At 67.9% G+C, this 16,163-nt stretch carries 15 protein-coding genes and 3 tRNA genes; 7 read left to right on the forward strand and 11 right to left on the reverse strand.

Annotated elements, in window-relative coordinates; translation table 11 throughout:
* Positions 1–20 precede the first annotated feature (20 nt).
* Entirely contained in the window at positions 21–806 is a 786-nt protein-coding gene (locus RBB84_RS04455) for an ABC transporter permease (RefSeq protein ID WP_019288998.1), read from the reverse strand.
* Complete coding sequence (locus tag RBB84_RS04460; RefSeq protein ID WP_019288999.1) at positions 803–1,750, reverse strand: ATP-binding cassette domain-containing protein; 948 nt, start codon at positions 1,748–1,750, stop codon at positions 803–805. Before RBB84_RS04460 ends, RBB84_RS04455 begins: the two co-directional genes overlap by 4 nt.
* Before the next feature lie 88 nt (positions 1,751–1,838).
* Here RBB84_RS04460 and RBB84_RS04465 point away from each other — a divergent pair, with 88 nt between their 5' ends.
* Positions 1,839–2,600: a TetR/AcrR family transcriptional regulator gene (locus tag RBB84_RS04465; protein WP_019289000.1), complete on the forward strand. Its 762-nt coding sequence runs from the start codon at positions 1,839–1,841 to the stop codon at positions 2,598–2,600.
* Entirely contained in the window at positions 2,597–3,967 is a 1,371-nt protein-coding gene (locus RBB84_RS04470; protein ID WP_064257048.1) for a dipeptidase, read from the forward strand. The genes RBB84_RS04465 and RBB84_RS04470 overlap by 4 nt, the downstream gene beginning before the upstream one ends.
* A gap of 24 nt (positions 3,968–3,991) precedes the next feature.
* Here RBB84_RS04470 and bcp read toward each other — a convergent pair whose 3' ends face one another.
* Complete coding sequence (bcp, locus tag RBB84_RS04475) at positions 3,992–4,465, reverse strand: thioredoxin-dependent thiol peroxidase (RefSeq protein WP_006554761.1); 474 nt, start codon at positions 4,463–4,465, stop codon at positions 3,992–3,994.
* Positions 4,466–4,554: 89 nt separating this feature from the next.
* Between bcp and RBB84_RS04480 the strand changes: the two genes are divergently transcribed.
* Positions 4,555–4,779: a DUF3618 domain-containing protein gene (locus RBB84_RS04480; RefSeq protein WP_006554762.1), complete on the forward strand. Its 225-nt coding sequence runs from the start codon at positions 4,555–4,557 to the stop codon at positions 4,777–4,779.
* A gap of 119 nt (positions 4,780–4,898) precedes the next feature.
* Here RBB84_RS04480 and RBB84_RS04485 read toward each other — a convergent pair.
* Positions 4,899–4,971, reverse strand: a tRNA-Lys gene (locus RBB84_RS04485).
* 95 nt (positions 4,972–5,066) lie between these two features.
* Positions 5,067–5,139: transfer RNA gene (locus RBB84_RS04490), tRNA-Lys, on the reverse strand.
* Between the two features lie 257 nt (positions 5,140–5,396).
* Here RBB84_RS04490 and RBB84_RS04495 point away from each other — a divergent pair.
* Complete coding sequence (locus tag RBB84_RS04495) at positions 5,397–6,617, forward strand: Ig-like domain-containing protein (RefSeq protein ID WP_197481845.1); 1,221 nt, start codon at positions 5,397–5,399, stop codon at positions 6,615–6,617.
* A 17-nt stretch (positions 6,618–6,634) separates the two neighbouring features.
* Entirely contained in the window at positions 6,635–7,780 is a 1,146-nt protein-coding gene (locus RBB84_RS04500; protein WP_064256419.1) for a lipase family protein, read from the forward strand.
* 92 nt (positions 7,781–7,872) lie between these two features.
* Here RBB84_RS04500 and RBB84_RS04505 read toward each other — a convergent pair.
* From RBB84_RS04505 to RBB84_RS04515, 3 genes are all read right to left on the reverse strand, one after another.
* Positions 7,873–7,945 (reverse strand) — tRNA-His (locus RBB84_RS04505).
* 86 nt (positions 7,946–8,031) lie between these two features.
* Positions 8,032–8,631: an oligoribonuclease gene (gene orn / locus RBB84_RS04510; RefSeq protein ID WP_024100533.1), complete on the reverse strand. Its 600-nt coding sequence runs from the start codon at positions 8,629–8,631 to the stop codon at positions 8,032–8,034.
* Between the two features lie 72 nt (positions 8,632–8,703).
* On the reverse strand, positions 8,704–10,161 hold the full coding sequence (locus RBB84_RS04515; protein WP_064060693.1) for an NAD(P)/FAD-dependent oxidoreductase: 1,458 nt from the start codon (positions 10,159–10,161) through the stop codon (positions 8,704–8,706).
* Between the two features lie 273 nt (positions 10,162–10,434).
* Here RBB84_RS04515 and RBB84_RS04520 point away from each other — a divergent pair, with 273 nt between their 5' ends.
* Positions 10,435–11,976: a helicase HerA-like domain-containing protein gene (locus RBB84_RS04520; protein WP_019289005.1), complete on the forward strand. Its 1,542-nt coding sequence runs from the start codon at positions 10,435–10,437 to the stop codon at positions 11,974–11,976.
* A gap of 27 nt (positions 11,977–12,003) precedes the next feature.
* Here RBB84_RS04520 and cmrA read toward each other — a convergent pair whose 3' ends face one another.
* Entirely contained in the window at positions 12,004–12,810 is an 807-nt protein-coding gene (gene cmrA, locus RBB84_RS04525; RefSeq protein ID WP_006554373.1) for a mycolate reductase, read from the reverse strand.
* Between the two features lie 130 nt (positions 12,811–12,940).
* Between cmrA and RBB84_RS04530 the strand changes: the two genes are divergently transcribed.
* Positions 12,941–14,272: an MFS transporter gene (locus RBB84_RS04530; RefSeq protein WP_064256408.1), complete on the forward strand. Its 1,332-nt coding sequence runs from the start codon at positions 12,941–12,943 to the stop codon at positions 14,270–14,272.
* Between the two features lie 6 nt (positions 14,273–14,278).
* On the opposite strand, the gene RBB84_RS04535 is transcribed toward RBB84_RS04530, so the two are convergent.
* Both RBB84_RS04535 and RBB84_RS04540 read right to left on the reverse strand, forming a co-directional pair.
* Positions 14,279–15,163, reverse strand: a complete 885-nt coding sequence (locus tag RBB84_RS04535; protein WP_231912022.1) for an SGNH/GDSL hydrolase family protein — start codon at positions 15,161–15,163, stop codon at positions 14,279–14,281.
* A gap of 142 nt (positions 15,164–15,305) precedes the next feature.
* Positions 15,306–16,127, reverse strand: a complete 822-nt coding sequence (locus RBB84_RS04540; protein WP_019289008.1) for a thioesterase family protein — start codon at positions 16,125–16,127, stop codon at positions 15,306–15,308.
* Positions 16,128–16,163: the final 36 nt, after the last annotated feature.

The raw sequence follows: 16,163 nt of genomic DNA on the forward strand, positions 1-16,163 counted from the left end.
ACAAACCGGGCAGCAACAGGTCAGCGTGCGGTCCGCTGTCGGAACAGTGCTGTGGCGGCGACCAGGCCGATTGCGGTGAACGCCGCGCACCACCCGATCGCGACGATCGCGGACGACCCGATCCCGGTGCCGGTGAGCAGTCCCCGGACGGTCTCGATCACCGGGGTGACCGGCTGGTGTTCGGCGAAACCGCGCAGCCATCCGGGCATCGTCTCGGGCGGGACGAACGCGCTGCTCACGTAGGGGAGGAAGAGCAGGAGGAAGGTGAACCCGCTCGCGGCCTCGTCATTGCCCGCGAGCATCCCGAGCGCGGCCGAGACGGCGGAGATCGCCAGGACGAACAACGCGATGACACCGGTGGCGGCCACCCATTCGACGAGGTGGGCGTCGGGCCGGAATCCCATGAGTGCGGCCACCACGAACACCACGACGGTGCTGGCGAGATTGCGGACCAGACTCGCGACGACGTGCGCGGTGAGCACGGCGGAGCGGGCGATGGGCATGGACCTGAACCGGTCGACGATGCCGCGGTGCATGTCGGAGGCGACCGCGACGGCCGTCTGTGCCGCCCCGAAGGACGCCGACAACAGCACGATGCCGGGCACGACGTAGTTGAGATAGTCGGTGCCGGTGTCGATCGCGCCACCGAAGACGTAGACGAACAACACGAGCAGCAGGACCGGCAGCGCGAGACCCATCAGCAGCGCGTCGGGGCTGCGAAGCATCCGCCGCAGGTTCCTGCCGGTCACGGCGGCGTGGTCGCGCGCGGCGAAGCGGAGCGGGGTGGGGTGCGCGAGGAGTGTCATCGGACGACCTTTGTTTCGTCGGTGGAGCCGGTGAGGGTGAGGAAGACGTCGTCGAGGGTGGGGGAGTGCAGCCCGAACTTCTCGACGGGGACCGCCTCGGCGGCGAGGCGGTCGAGCAGGGCGGCGACGTGGGGCAGATCGCCCTTGGTGTGGACCTGCAGTGTCAGTGCTGCCCGGTCGATCTCGCCGTCGAGCACCGACGCGGCATGGGTGAGGTCGGCGTCGGTGGAGAAGCGCAGTTCGAGATAGCCGCCGCGCACAAGCGACTTGAGTTCGTCGGGTGTGCCCTCGGCGACGATCCGCCCGCCGTCGAGGACGGCGATGCGGTCGGCGAGTCGGTCGGCCTCCTCGAGGTATTGGGTGGTCAGGAAGATGGTGACGCCGTCGTCGGCGAGTTCGCGGATCGCCTCCCACATCACGAGGCGGCTGCGCGGGTCGAGCCCGGTCGTGGGTTCGTCGAGGAACAACACCTGCGGGGACGCGACGAGACTCATGGCGATGTCGAGGCGTCGCATCGTGCCGCCGGAGTACGTGCCGGCGCGCCGGTCGGCGACGTGCGCGAAGTCGAAACGTTCGATCAGGTCACGGACGCGACCGGGAATCGCGGCCGACGGCAGGTGCGCGAGGCGCGCTGCGAGACGGAGGTTCTCCGTGCCGGTGAGGACGTCGTCGATCGCGGCGTACTGGCCGGTGAGTGCGATGTTCTCGCGCACGGCGTGGGCGCGGCCGGGGAGGGGCAGGCCGGCCACGGTGACGGTGCCCGCGTCGGGGCGCAACAGGGTGGTCAGGATGCGGACGGTGGTGGACTTGCCGGCGCCGTTCGCGCCGAGCAGTGCGAAGACGGATCCGGTGTCGACCCGGAGGTCGACGCCGTCGAGAACGGTGGTCGGGCCGAACGACTTGCGTAGGCCCCGGACGTCGATGGCGGGAACGGAACGAGTCATGACATCTCACTAACTGTGTATGCAATATACCGATGTGTATAGCGTACGCAGTTTTAGGATGGCGGCAAGACCCGAACTCTGGAGGAGCATGAGCAGTCCCGAGCCCGACGATCCGCTGCCGCAGAGTGTGCAGCTGGCATGGGGATTGAGCGATACCGGCACCCGGGGTCCGCGACGGGGACTCACGCTCGAACAAGTCCTCGATGCGGCGATCGAGGTGGCGGGCGCCGAAGGGCTCGAAGCGCTCTCGATGAGCCGGGTGGCCAAGCAACTGGGTTTCACCACCATGTCGCTGTACCGCTACGTGAGCAACAAGGACCAGCTCGTCGAACTCGCGTGGGACCGCGCCATCGGGTCGCCCCCCGAGCTACCGGTCGGAGGCGACTGGCGGGAACGGCTCGAGGCATGGGCGATGGCCGAGTACCGGAGTCTGCGCGCGCACAAGTGGCTGACGCAGTACCCGATCCGCACGGCGCCGTACTATCCCAACAACCTGCTCTGGCTCGACGCGGGACTCGGCGCGCTGTCCGCCACCCCACTCGACGAACCTGCGAAGGTGCAGGTGGTGATGATGATCTCGCTCTACGCCATCGGTCGCGCACGCTTCTCGTGGGAACTCGGAACCGATGTCGCGGACGACCCGTCCGACACCCCGGCGATGTTGCGGCGCATCCTCGATCCCGAGAAGTACCCCTCGGTGCTGGCGGCGGTCGAGGGCGGCGCGTTCGACCCCGACGGGAGCGACGCCGACGACGAGGCAGTATGGCACGAGCAGGACTTCCGTTTCGGTCTCGAACGATTGCTGGACGGAATCGACGTACTCATCCGACGTGCGGAGGACGGATCATGACAGCGACAGACACCGACGCGACGCAGCGCATCCGCGAGCGGATCCGGGAGGCGATGCCGGCTGCGCGCGACGATCTCGCGCGGCTCGTCGCGTTCCGTTCCGTCGCGGATCCGCGCCAGTTCCCGGTGGAGGAATGCGTCGGTGCAGCGAACTGGGTGCGGGATGCCTTCAGCGAGGCGGGAATCGAGAGCGTCGAGACGATCGAAACCGCCGACGGCTCGCTCGCCGTACTCGGACACACGCCCGCCCCCGACGGCGCCCCGACGGTTCTGCTCTACAGCCACTACGACGTTCAGCCGCCCGGCGACGAATCACTCTGGCGCAGCGAGCCCTTCACGCTCACCGAACGGGACGGCCGCTGGTACGGCCGCGGCGCCGCCGACTGCAAGGGCAACGTCGTCATGCACCTGCTCGCACTGCGGGCGCTGTGTGCGGACGGCCCACTGCCCGTCGGTGTCCGCATCGTCGTCGAGGGCTCGGAGGAGATGGGCGGCGCCGGCCTCGACCACCTCGTCGCCGAACGACCCGAGATGTTCGACGCCGATCTCATCGTCATCGGCGACAGCGGCAACGCCGAGGTGGGCCGGCCCACCCTCACCACGACGCTGCGGGGCATCGCGAACGTCGACGTCCACATCGAGACGCTGAAGGGCGAGATCCACTCCGGGATGTACGGGGGAGCGGCCCCCGACGCGCTGGCCGCGCTGATCCATCTGCTCGGCACCCTGCGCGACGAGCACGGCAACACCGTCGTCGACGGACTGGACTGCACCGCGACCTGGGACGGTGTGCCCTATCCCAAAGACCGTTTCCGCGCCGACGCGGGCGTGCTCGACGGTGTCTCGCTCCCGACCTCCGGAACCGTCGCCGACGCGGTGTGGGCGCGACCGGCACTGACCGTCCTCGGGATCGACGCTCCGCCGATGGTCGGATCGGCCGCCGCGGTCGTGCCACGCGCGTCCGCACGCCTGAACCTGCGCGTGCCGCCCGGCATCGACGCCCGCACCGCCCAGGACGCGCTCGTTGCCCATCTCGAGGCCCACGTGCCGTGGGGAGCGCATCTGCGCATCGACCGCGACGTCCTCGGCGAACCCTTCCGGGCGGCGACGGACGGTCCGGGTTACGCCGCACTGCGCGCGGCGCTCGAGGCCGCCTACGGCCGGGAGGTCGGGACCGCCGGGCAGGGCGGATCGATCCCGCTGTGCACCGCGCTGCACCGCGCCGTGCCGCGGGCCGAGATCGCCCTGATCGGCGTCGAGGAACCGCGCTGCGTCATCCACGCGCCGAACGAGAGCGTCGACCCCACCGAGATCGAGAATCTCGCCGTAGCCGAGGCGCTGCTGCTGACCTCGCTGGCGCCGCGGTAACGCTGCCGGCCGGGCACCCGGGCGTCAGACGGACAGGTCGCGGCGCAGCTTCGCCACGTGCCCGGTCGCGCGGACGTTGTACTGCGCGACCTCGATCTTCCCGTCCTCGTCGACGAGGAAGGTCGAGCGGATGACGCCGGTGACGGTCTTGCCGTACATCTTCTTCTCGCCGAAGGCACCCCATGCCTGGAGGGTGATCTTCTCGGGATCCGACAGCAGCGGGAAGGTCAGCTGTTCGGCGTCGCGGAACTTCGCGAGCTTGGCAGGCTTGTCGGGCGAGATGCCGATCACCTCGAGGCCCGCCTCGTTCAGCTCGGCGAGACTGTCGCGGAAGTCGCACGCCTGCTTCGTGCATCCCGGGGTGCTCGCGGCGGGGTAGAAGTACACGATGACCTTGCGTCCGCGATAATCCGACAGCGACACCTCGTTGCCGTCGGCATCGGGAAGGGTGAAATCGGGTGCGGGATCACCGGGGGCGAGTCTGCTGTTCTCGGTCATGGAGGCGACAGTAGTGGACCGTGCAGCCATTCCCGGCGCGCGTCCATTACCGTGGTCGCAGCACACTGCAGCGACCTTCTGGAGGACACGTGGCTAGGGACACCGAGGACATCGAGCGGGAGATCGAGAAGGCCCGCAATCAGCTCGCGAGCACACTCGACGAACTGAGCGTCCGCGCCAACCCGAAGAATCTGGTGGCAAGCACGAAGCAGACCATCCTCGCGAAGGTGAACCAGCCGCAGGTGAAGAAGTACGCGGCGATCGCGGCCGGCACGGTCGTCGGATTGCTGGTACTGCGCAGAATCCTGCGCTGATCCCCGGCTGCACACAGGAACACCCACGCCGACCCGGCGTGGGTGTTCCTCGTTCCGGGGCCGAACCGCCGCGAACGACGAAGGCCGGACACCGTTTCCGGTGTCCGGCCTTCGTGTTGTGCGCCATCAGGGACTCGAACCCCGAACCCGCTGATTAAGAGTCAGCTGCTCTGCCAATTGAGCTAATGGCGCGTGGCGATGTGTCTCCCGGTCGTCGCCGGGCGACGCGGAGGACGGTGTCACCGCCAGAACGAAGGCCGGACACTGGGTGTCCGGCCTTCGTGTTGTGCGCCATCAGGGACTCGAACCCCGAACCCGCTGATTAAGAGTCAGCTGCTCTGCCAATTGAGCTAATGGCGCTTGACGATGTGTTCCCGGGATGCCGTCCCAGCAACGAGAAGAACATTACACACCGTCGCGCGACGCGCCAAATCGGCTGGTCAGAATGTTTCTGTAAGGTTGTGGAGGTAACGGATCGGACGGTCGGAGCGATTGTCATTCGAACGTTACCGACGTACGGGGGAGTCGCGTCGGGTCGGCCGCAAGAGAAGCTGGCATCATCGTGTTCGGTGTTGTGACGTGCGTTTTCGGTGCCTTGGGGGAGGCGGGATCGGAGTATGGAAGTGACGGAGTCGAGATCGGGGAACCCCCGGGGTCGTCGGGTACGGGGAATCCTCGGAGTGGTCGTCGTCGGCGTTGTTGCGTTCGTCACGGGATGCGCCGGCGGTTCGGGAACGGGCGCCGAAGAAGTGCCCATCGATTCCAATCCCGTGGCGGCGCTGATCAAGCCGACGGTGTCGTCGAGTGTCGCCGACGGATCGGTCGGCTTCTCGCCGATCGACCCGGTGACGGTCTCGGTGGTCAACGGCAAGCTCGACTCGGTGACCCTGCTCAACCCTGCAGGGGAGCCGGTGCAGGGCGAACTCGCCGACGACGGACTCACCTGGGTGAACACCGCACCGCTCGGCTACAACCGCTCCTACACGCTCGAGACCGTCGCGTACGGACTCGGCGGCGCGACCACGTCGACGGCGGCCTTCACCACCTCGTCGCCGGCCAATCTCACCCAGCCCTACGTGTTGCCCGGTGAGGGTTCGATCGTGGGTATCGGCCAGCCGATCGCCGTGCAGTTCGACGAGAACATCCCGGATCGGCTCGCGGCCGAGGCGGCCATCACCGTCACCACGAACCCGCCCGTCGAGGGCGCCTTCTACTGGGTCAACAACCGCGAGGTGCGGTGGCGGCCGGAGAACTACTGGGTGCCCGGCACCGCCATCACCGTCGATGTGAACGTCTACGGCAAGGATCTCGGCGACGGCCTCTTCGGTCAGTCCGACGTCCACTCGTCCTTCACCATCGGCGATGCGGTGGTCATCACGGCGGACGACGCGACCAAGCAGGTCACTGTCACGCGCAACGGCGTCGACGTCATCACGATGCCGACCTCCTTCGGCAAGGACTCCACGCCCACGCCCAACGGCGTCTACATCATCGGCGACCGGTTCGAGTCCATGATCATGGACTCGTCCACCTACGGCGTCCCCTCCGACTCGGCGCAGGGTTACCGCACGCCGGTCGAGTGGGCGACGCGGATGTCCTACAGCGGCATCTTCTTCCACTCCGCCCCGTGGTCGCTCGGCGACCAGGGTGTGCGCAACGTCAGTCACGGCTGCCTGAACCTCAGCCCCGCCAACGCCAAGTGGATCTTCGACAACACCAAGCGCGGCGACATCGTCGTGGTCCGCAACACCGTGGGCGGCACTCTCCCCGGAACGGACGGACTCGGTGACTGGAACATCCCGTGGTCGACATGGAAAGCCGGCAACGCTGCGGCGTGACGGGTGAAGGGGGATCGATGGCCGTTCGGGGGAGATGGTGGAGCGCTGCCTGCTGCGGTGCCGTGCTGCTCGCGGCGCTGACACCGGCAGGGGCGGCGGCCTCGCCGGTCGCGTCGTCGACCGCTCCGGCACCGGGTTCGGTGGTCTCGCAACAGCCGCTGCCCGACGAACTGTCGGTGCCCGGTGCCGCGACGGCCATCAAGCTCGAGTACGCCACCGAGTGGCGGTCGGGGGAGCCGACCGTCGCCACGGGCGCGTTGTTCCTGCCCGGGGGGGATGCCCCCGAGGGTGGCTGGCCCGTCATCGCGTGGGCACACGGCACGACCGGTGTGGGCGACGACTGCGCGCTCACGACCCGCACGCCGCGTTCCGATCTCGAGCGGACCTATCTGCACCATTGGCTCGATTCCGGGTACGCGGTCGTCTCGGCCGACTTCCCGGGTCTGGGCTCCGAGGGTCTCCACCGTTATCTCGACGGCCCCAGCGCCGCGAACAGCATCGTCGACATCGTCCGGGCCGCCCGCGACGGTGGGGCGCCGCTGTCGGAGCGCTGGATCGTGATGGGGCAGTCGCAGGGAGGACACGCGGCGCTGCACACCGCTGCGATCGCGACCTCCCGCGCTCCCGAACTCGACTTCCGCGGAACGGTCGCGACGGGTGCTCCGGCGAACCTCGAACGGGCCTTCACGATCGGCGTCCCGGGCTTCCCCGATCCGGGACTGTGGGGCCTCGTCAGCTTCAGCGGGTACATCTTCGCTGGGCTGCGCGACGCCTACCCCGAGGCCGACGTCGAGGGCTACCTGACCCCGATCGGCCGTGAGGTCGTCGATCGCGCCGAAGAGCTCTGCTACGACGATCTCGAGGAGTCGGTGCGCGACATCCCGGTCGGGGATCTGCTCGCGCGCCCGCTGGCCGAGGGTCCGATGCCGTCGCTGCTGGCCGATTATCTCGCCGCCCCGGTGGACGGCTACGACCGGCCGGTCTTCCTCGCGCACGGCATCCACGACGTGATGGTCCCGTTGCCGCTGTCCGCGGCGCTCGCCGCCGATATGAAGGTCGCAGGGGCGGACGTCGACTACCGCGTCTATATGGCCGGGCACTACACGACGGTGGAGCGCTCCCGGGCCGACGTCGACGCCTTCGTGACGCGCTCGTTCGAATAGACCGGCCTGCGCGTGAGGAACCGCTGTGCGTGAGGATTCTTCCGGGAACGAGAAAACCCCCGATCGGAAATCCGATCGGGGGTTCTCTTCGGGGTGAGTGACGGGACTCGAACCCGCGACAGCCAGGATCACAACCTGGTGCTCTACCAACTGAACTACACTCACCATTGCATTCGCCGGCAACCTTTCGGTGGCTTGCGCCTGCGGTACAGATACTAGCCTGACGAAGACGAAAAAGACGAATCGGCTGGTCAGGCCGGTCCCAGGTCCTTCACGACGGCTGCAAGATCGGCCGGAGTGGGGCCGGGAGGCGCCACGAAGGCCGTGCGCCGGTAGTAGCGCAGTTCGCGGATCGACTCCTTGATGTCCGCTAGTGCCCGGTGCGACAGGCCCTTCTCCGGCTGACCGAAGTAGATGCGCGGATACCAGCGCCGGCACAGCTCCTTGATCGAGCTGACGTCCACCATGCGGTAGTGCAGGTAGTTGTCGAGCTCGGGCATGTCGCGGGTGATGAACGCGCGGTCGGTCGCGATGGAGTTGCCGGCCAGCGGCGCCGTGCCCGCCTCGGTGACGTGCTCCCGGATGTACGCGAGGACCTGCTTCTCCGCTTCGGCGAGGCTGACCGTCGAGCGGCGCACCTCTTCGGTGAGGCCGGACCGCTCGTGCATCTGCTGCACGACTTCCGGCATGTCGGCGAGGGCGTCGTCATCGGCGTGGATCACGATGTCCACGCCCTCGCCGAGCACGTTGAGATCACTGTCGGTGACCAGAGCCGCGATCTCGATCAGTTTGTCGCTGCCGAGACGCAGCCCCGTCATCTCACAGTCGATCCATACCAGTTTGTCCTGCACGACAGACAGACTATCCACCGACGCCGCACCCATGAGGCGCGGCGTCGACGGTCCGGTAGGAAACGGGCACCCTCACGCCTTCACGGAGGCCGTGCGCGGCGCCGCCGGACGGGTGGAACGACGTGCCGCCGGGGTGTACTGCCGGTCGAGGGTCCGGCCCACTGTGCTCACTTCCGGGGCGGTGAAGTCGTGCCGAAGGAAGGACTCGGGGGAGTCGTCGAGGATCTCCATCCACGGTGCCGGCAGCGGCGGAGCGACGGTGCCGGTGAGCGTCGAGGGGTAGCTGTTGTTGCGGTAGCCCATGATGTCGCGCTTCTTGTCCTGTTTCCACTGCTTGAACACCTCCCCCTGGCGTTCGACGTGGAACTCGGGGTAGTCGGTGCGGTCGACGAGATCGCGGATGTACGCGGCCTGGAAGTCGATTTCCTCCACCGGCGACGACAGCTTCTCCTCGCGTGCCCGCCAGTGGTCGATGTCCTGCTCGCGGGTGTCGAAGTCGGGCAGGTCGACGCGGCCGAGCATGAAGTCGCGTGCGTACCAGGCTTGGGCGTCGAACATGTTGAACGTGAAGTACTGGTCCTGTGCGCCGAGGTACATCAGCTTCGGGTTGCGCTGGAAGAAGATGCCCTTGTAGATGTCGCGCGGGTAGAGCCGGTTGTCGGTGCGCAGTGCGAGTTCGTCGGGCAGGAACGGGTAGTGGTGTTTGTACCCCGTGCACAGCACGATGGCGTCGACCACGCGGGTGCTGCCGTCACGGAAGTGGGCGACCTTGCCGTCGACATGGGTGAGCAACGGCACCTCGGAGAACTGCTCGGGCCAGTGGTGACCCATCGGTGCGCTGCGGTAGCTGAAGGTGACCTGTTCGGCGCCGTACTTGATGCATTGCGTTCCGATGTCCTCGGCCGAGTAGCTGCTGCCGACGAGCAGCAGTCGCTTGCCGGTGAACTCGCGGGCGTCGCGGAAGTCGTGGGCGTGCAGCACACGTCCCGGGAACCGGTCGAGACCGTCGAAGTGGGGGACCTGCGGGGTGGAGAAGTGTCCGGTGGCGACGACGACGTGGTCGAACTCGTCGGACTCCAGCGCGCCCCGGTCGTGGTTCATCACCGTCACGGTGAATTTCTGCGTCTCGTCGGACCACTCGACCCACCGCACCGCAGTGTTGAACCGGATGTACTTGCGCACGTCGCTCTTCTCGACGCGACCCATGATGTAGTCGAGCAGGACGGCGCGCGGCGGGTACGACGGGATGGGGCGTCCGAAGTGCTCCTCGAAGGAGTAGTCGGCGAACTCGAGGCATTCCTTCGGGCCGTTGGACCACAGGTAGCGGTACATGCTCCCGTGGACGGGCTCACCGTGCTCGTCGAGTCCCGTGCGCCAGGTGTAGTTCCACATTCCTCCCCAGTCGGGCTGCTTCTCGTAGCAGACGATGTCGGGGATCTGCTCCAGACCGGCCTTTCGGGCTGCTTCGAAAGCGCGCAGCTGTGCGAGTCCACTGGGACCTGCTCCGAGAATGGCGATCTTGGGCGTCAATGTGTTTCTCCTGTGTTCGTGGAATATGTCGCGTAGTTCGTTGCTAGCACACGTCGTTGTTTTTGCGAACGATCCTCACGTCGTCGACGGAACGGATTCTCGTAGAGAAAGTGCAGGTCAACGCGGTGTACTAGCTGGGAAACCGTGCCGCTGCGGTTGTGATCGGAATCACTGTAATGCGACAATTCCGGCATCCGATAGGAATGGTTCTTCCGTGGGTTCGACGGCCCGGTACCGTCGCAGTGGGCGAGGTCGAGGCCGGAGGGGGCGAGCATGACCGACAAGCCGGAGATCACCGCCGCGACCATCGCGGCCGGGTACGAGGTGATCGGCGAGGCGCTGGAACTGGGCACCGTCGTGCTCGACGGCGTCGCCGATCCCGACGCGCCGGTGCGCATCCCGCTCGCCACTCTGAATCGTCACGCGCTGGTCGCCGGTGCGACCGGCACGGGCAAGACCAAGACGCTGCAGGTCATGGCCGAACAACTGTCGGCGGCGGGGGTGCCGGTGGTGATGGCCGACGTGAAGTCCGATCTGTCGGGCCTGTCGGCCGCCGGCGAGCCCGACGATGCGGTGCTCAACCGCGCGGGCGACACCGGCGACGAGGACTGGACGCCCACGGGGCACCCTGTGGCCTTCTACTCGCTCGGTACCGACGGGGTCGGTATCCCCGTCCGCGCCACCGTCACCTCGTTCGGGCCGATCCTGCTCTCGAAGGTTCTGGGGCTCAACGCCATTCAGGAGTCCACTCTCGGGTTGATCTTCCACTGGGCCGACCGCAACGGCCTGCCGCTGCTCGATCTCGCCGACCTGCGGCAGGTGATCCGCCACCTGACGAGCGACGAAGGGCGCGGTGCACTCGACGATCTCGGTGCCGTGTCGCCCGCGACCGCCGGCGTCATCCTCCGCGCGGTCGTCAACCTCGAGAACGCGGGTGGGGACGGATTCTTCGGCGAACCCGAACTGGAGGTCGAGGACCTGCTGCGGGTGATCGACGGTCAGGGCACGATCAACCTGTTCGAGTTCGGCGACGAGGCCACTCGACCCGCGCTGTTCTCGACATTCCTGATGTGGTTGCTCGCCGACCTGTTCCAGTCGCTACCGGAGGTCGGCGACGTCGACACGCCGCGGCTCGTGTTCTTCTTCGACGAGGCGCATCTGCTCTTCACCGATGCGTCGAAGGCGTTCCTGCAGCAGATCGAACAGACCGTGAAGCTCATCCGGTCCAAGGGCGTCGGTGTGGTCTTCTGTACGCAGTCGCCCACCGATATCTCCCGGAGCGTGCTCTCACAACTGGGAGCGCGGATCCAGCACGCGTTGCGCGCCTTCACCCCCGAGGACGAGGCCGCGCTCGCGAAGGTGGTGCGTACCTTCCCGAAGACCGACGCCTACGATCTCGCCGACGCTCTGACCGGTCTGGCGACCGGGGAGGCGATCGTGACGGTCCTGTCCGAACTGGGCACGCCCACGCCCGTCGCCTGGACGCGTCTGCGACCGCCGCGCTCGCTGATGGGCACAGTGGGGGAGAGCGCGATGCGTGCGTCGGCGCAAGCGAACCCGCTCTACGGGAAGTACGGCCGCACCATCGACCGGGAATCGGCCTACGAGAAGCTCACCGCATCGGTGGTCGGGGCCACCGACATCGAACCGATCCCGGACATGCCGTCGCAGGCGCCGGACGATGCCGGGGCGTCGGTCGTGGAGCAGGTGCTCGGCAGCGCAGCCGTGCGCAGCTTCATCCGCTCGGCGGCGTCCGCAGCCGGCCGGGAGATCGGCCGGAGCCTATTCGGCACAGGACGCCGCCGAAGGCGGTGAAGGAACGATTCGTTGGGCGGTGGCCCGTCAGCTGCCGCCGAGCTTCTTGTAGAACGCGCCGGCGATCGGGGCCGAGATGGACCGCGGCGAGAACTGACCGGCAGCCGACATGGCCTTGCTGATCACACCGGGCACGATGCGCATCCGGTTCGCGGCGAGCGCGTCGAGCGACACCTTCGCGGTGTGTTCGCTCGAGATCCACAGGAAGTCCGGGACCAGCTTGTCGACGATCGACGCCTCGGCCGGGTCGGGTTCCTCGGTGCGCACCGGGCCGGGGGCGAGCAGCGTGACATGCACGCCGGTGCCCTTGAGCTCACCGCGCAGGGACTCGGAGAAGGTGTTGACGAACGCCTTGGTCGCGGCGTAGGTGGCGTTGTTCGGGATCGGCATGTTGCCTGCGGCCGAACCCACCATGAGGATCGCGCCGGAGTTCCGCTCGACCATCTGCGGCAGCACCGCGAGGGTGAGGTCGTGGACGGCGACGGCGTTGAGCTCGACCTGTGCCCGCTCGTAGGCCGCGTCGAGCTCGGCGACCGCGCCGAAGGTGGCGATACCGGCGTTGTTGCACAGGATGCTGATGCGCCTACGTCCGAGTTCGTCGGCGAGTGGTGTCCGTGCGTCGCGGTCCGACAGATCGCAGGCGCGCACCTCGACGGTCACGCCGTGCTTCGCGCGCAGGGTCTCGGCGAGGACCTCCATCACCTCTCCGCGACGGGCGACCAGGATCAGCGAATGGCCGCGGGTGGCGAGTTCGGTTGCGAGGGCCTCGCCGATGCCGGAGGACGCTCCGGTGACGACGGCACGGGCATCGGGATGGGGATTCGGCAGAGTCACAGTGGGTCAGCGTAGCGGCAGGCTCGGGAGCGGCGACCGGGCCCGCCCCGGCCATGGGGCCGAGTCGTTCGGTGCCGCGCGACGGAGTCGTTCCATGCCACCGCAGCTCCGGAAGCCTAGGCTCCGGGGCATGAATGCGTTCACGGACACGGCGAGCGGGGCCGGGGAGGCCACGACACGTCGTCAGGTCGTCTCGTGGGGTCTGTGGGACTGGGGTTCCGCGGCGTTCAACGCCGTGATCCTGACGTTCGTATTCTCCGTCTATCTCACCGACGCGGTCGGCGACGACCTGCCGGGTGGGATCTCGGCGAGCACCTGGCTCGGATGGTCGCTCGGCATCGCCGGGTTCGTCATCGCCGTGACCGCGCCGGTGTCGGGCCAGCGGTACGACGCAGTCGGGCGACGGAAATGGTCGCTGGGCATCCTCACCGGGGTCACCGTCGCGGCGATGGCGGCGATGTACCTCGTGCGCGACGACTACCACTATCTGTGGCTCGGGCTGGTCCTGCTCGGCGTGGCATCCGTGATGGCCGAGCTCGCGCAGGTCCCGTACAACTCGATGCTGCGCCAGGTGTCGACGCCGGACGACATCGGACGGGTGTCGGGCTTCGGTTGGGCGATGGGCTATTTCGGTGGCATCGTGCTCCTGCTGTTGTGCTACACCGGGTTCATCGCCGGCGACGGCGACACCCGCGGTTTCCTCGGTGTGCCCACCGAGGGCGGCACCAACATCCGGCTCGTCGCGCTGTTCGCGGCCGTGTGGTTCGCGGTGTTCGCTGTGCCCGTGCTGCTCGCCGTCCCGGAGAAGCCGGTCGCGCGTGGCGACGTCGCCCGCCGCGCCGGTTTCGTCGAGTCCTACCGCGTGCTGTGGCGCGACCTGACGGAGTTGTGGCGGGCGGATCGTCGCACCATCTGGTACCTCGGGGCGTCGGCGTTGTTCCGGGACGGTCTCGCCGGCGTCTTCACCTTCGGGGCGGTCCTCGCCGTCACGGTCTACGGGATCGGAGCGGGCGACGTGCTGATCTTCGGTGTCGCCGCGAACGTCGTCTCCGCGGTGGGCGCACTGGTGGCCGGACGCGTCGACGACCGGGTCGGGCCCAAGGCGGTCATCGTGGGCTCGCTGGCCGCGATGATCGCGACCAGCATCGTCCTGCTCGTGGTGTCGGGTCCGACGATGTTCTGGATCTTCGGTCTGGTGCTGTGTCTGTTCGTCGGTCCGGCCCAGTCGTCGGCGCGGACCTTCCTGGCGCGCCTGACCCCGCCGGGACGGGAGGGGCAGATGTTCGGTCTCTACGCGACGACGGGACGTGCGGTGTCGTTTCTGGCACCGACGCTGTTCGGGTTCTTCGTGTGGTGGTTCGGCACCGACCGAGCGGGGATCGTGGGGTTGCTGATCGTGCTCGGCGCGGGCCTGGTGTCGTTGCTCGCCGTGCGGGCTCCCGAGACGCCGGAGCAGGCGTGAACCGGCTCAGTCGGTGATCGTGGCGAGCACTTGGTCGGCGGCGTTGCGGTGTCCGGCCGCGTTCGGATGCAGCGGGATCGATCCGGCGGCCGGCTGCAGGCCGGCCATCCACCGGGTCTCCGGATCGGCGCACACGTCGTGGTCGCGGCTCGAATCGCGCAGATCGACGTAGTCCACGTCCGCGGCCTCGGCCTGCTCGCGCATGACGGTGTTCAACCGGTCGATCTTCTCCTGCAGGTAGGTCGCGTCGTCGGGCCAGATCCGCTGCTCGGGGAAGCACCCGCCGTCGCGGATTCCGGTGGGATAGCCGACGAGCACGATGCGTGCCTCCGGGGAACGCCGGCGGATCTCGTCGATCACCGTGGTGTAGACGGGCGCGAAGGCGTCGATGGCGGCGTCGACACGGTCGGTGCCGTCCGGGGTGTTCGTGATCGCGCACGACGCGCCATCGGGTGGCGCCGAGAGATTGACGCATCCCAGCGCCAGTTGGACGAGACCGATGTCGTTGCCGCCGATACCCACAGTGACGAGTTCGGTGTCGGGGCGCAGCGCGTCGTACTGCGGTGGCACCGTCGCGCCGCGGAAGGTGGTCTGCGGCATCGCGAAGTCGAGTGAGGTGGCGGCGCCGCATGACGCGTCGACGAAGTCCTCGATATCGAGATCGGTCGCGACGAGGGTGGGGTAGTTGCTCGCCGACCGCCCGCACGGATCGCCGTCGGTCTGCGGCGGGATGCCGGGCCCGGAGGTGAACGAGTCTCCCAGGGCGACGTACGACGCGTAGTCCGCAGCCGGGGGCATGTCCTGCGTGTCGGCGCAGGCGACCGTGCCCACGGTCGTGAACGCGATTGCGGCGCAGGCGATGACCCCCGATCGTCGGAGAAGTCTCGGCATCGTCACAGTGGACCTCGCAATCCGGTGGGTGGATGTTTCCGAGGCTACAGGTGTGCCGGTGACCGGAGCGGGCGCCGAACGCCGACCGGTCGGGTCGATCGAACGCCGACCGGTCGGGTCGATCGAATACCGACCGTCCCGCTCATGCCTTGAAGTAGACGATCTGGTGCGAGGTCGCGAGCAGAACGCCGTCGCGACCCCACAGTTGTGCGCTCTGGTCGAAGAAGCCCTGTTCGAACCGATTCGCACGTGCGGTCGCGAGCACGGGGCTGTCGGATTGCGCGGCAACGGTCTCCGGGTCCGCGTGGAAGTAGACGGTCATCGAGACCGTGCCGGCCGGCAGCACCCGACCCAGACGCAGGAATGCCCGGGGGTAGAAGATGTCGCACATCGCGGTGAGCGAGGCGAAGTCGAGCGGGCGCGACGGGACGTCGCGGACCCACAGCGTCGACGTGGAGTCGGCGACCTCCGCGCTGCCCTCCTCGGGAACGACTCCTGCGGTGTACCGCATCTCGTAGTTGCGTGCCCACGCGATGAAGTCGGGCAGCGGTGTCGGCTCGAGCGAGTCGGGTGCCGGGGCGGCCGGCGCCTGCAGTTCGGTCGACGACCAGGTGGGGCGACGGAGTCCGAAGACGGCCGTTGCGGTGGTGGCGACCTCGCCGCCCTGCGACAGTTCGATCGACCAGTGCTGGGTGGTCCGGTTCGTGCGCACCGGGCGCACCGCGATGTCGAACGGTCCGTCGGCGATGGGGCCGGCGTAGTTGATCGTCAGGGACAGCGGCATGCCGAGGACGTCCGGGTGTCGTTCGACCGCGCGGAGGAGAGTCGCGGCGGTGATACCGCCGAACGGGCCGACCATGTTCGCGTAGGCGGGGTGCGTGTGCCCTTCGGTGCGATCGTCCCGGACCTCGAACAGGTCGACGGCAGCGTCGAAGACGTGAGTGGTCACCGAGACGTCGGTCATGGCAGGGTCTCCTCGGAAGATGGTGTCGCGCAGGAT

The sequence above is a fragment of the Rhodococcus sp. D-6 genome (assembly GCF_040256695.1).
Taxonomy (GTDB): Bacteria; Actinomycetota; Actinomycetes; order Mycobacteriales; family Mycobacteriaceae; genus Rhodococcus; species Rhodococcus pyridinivorans.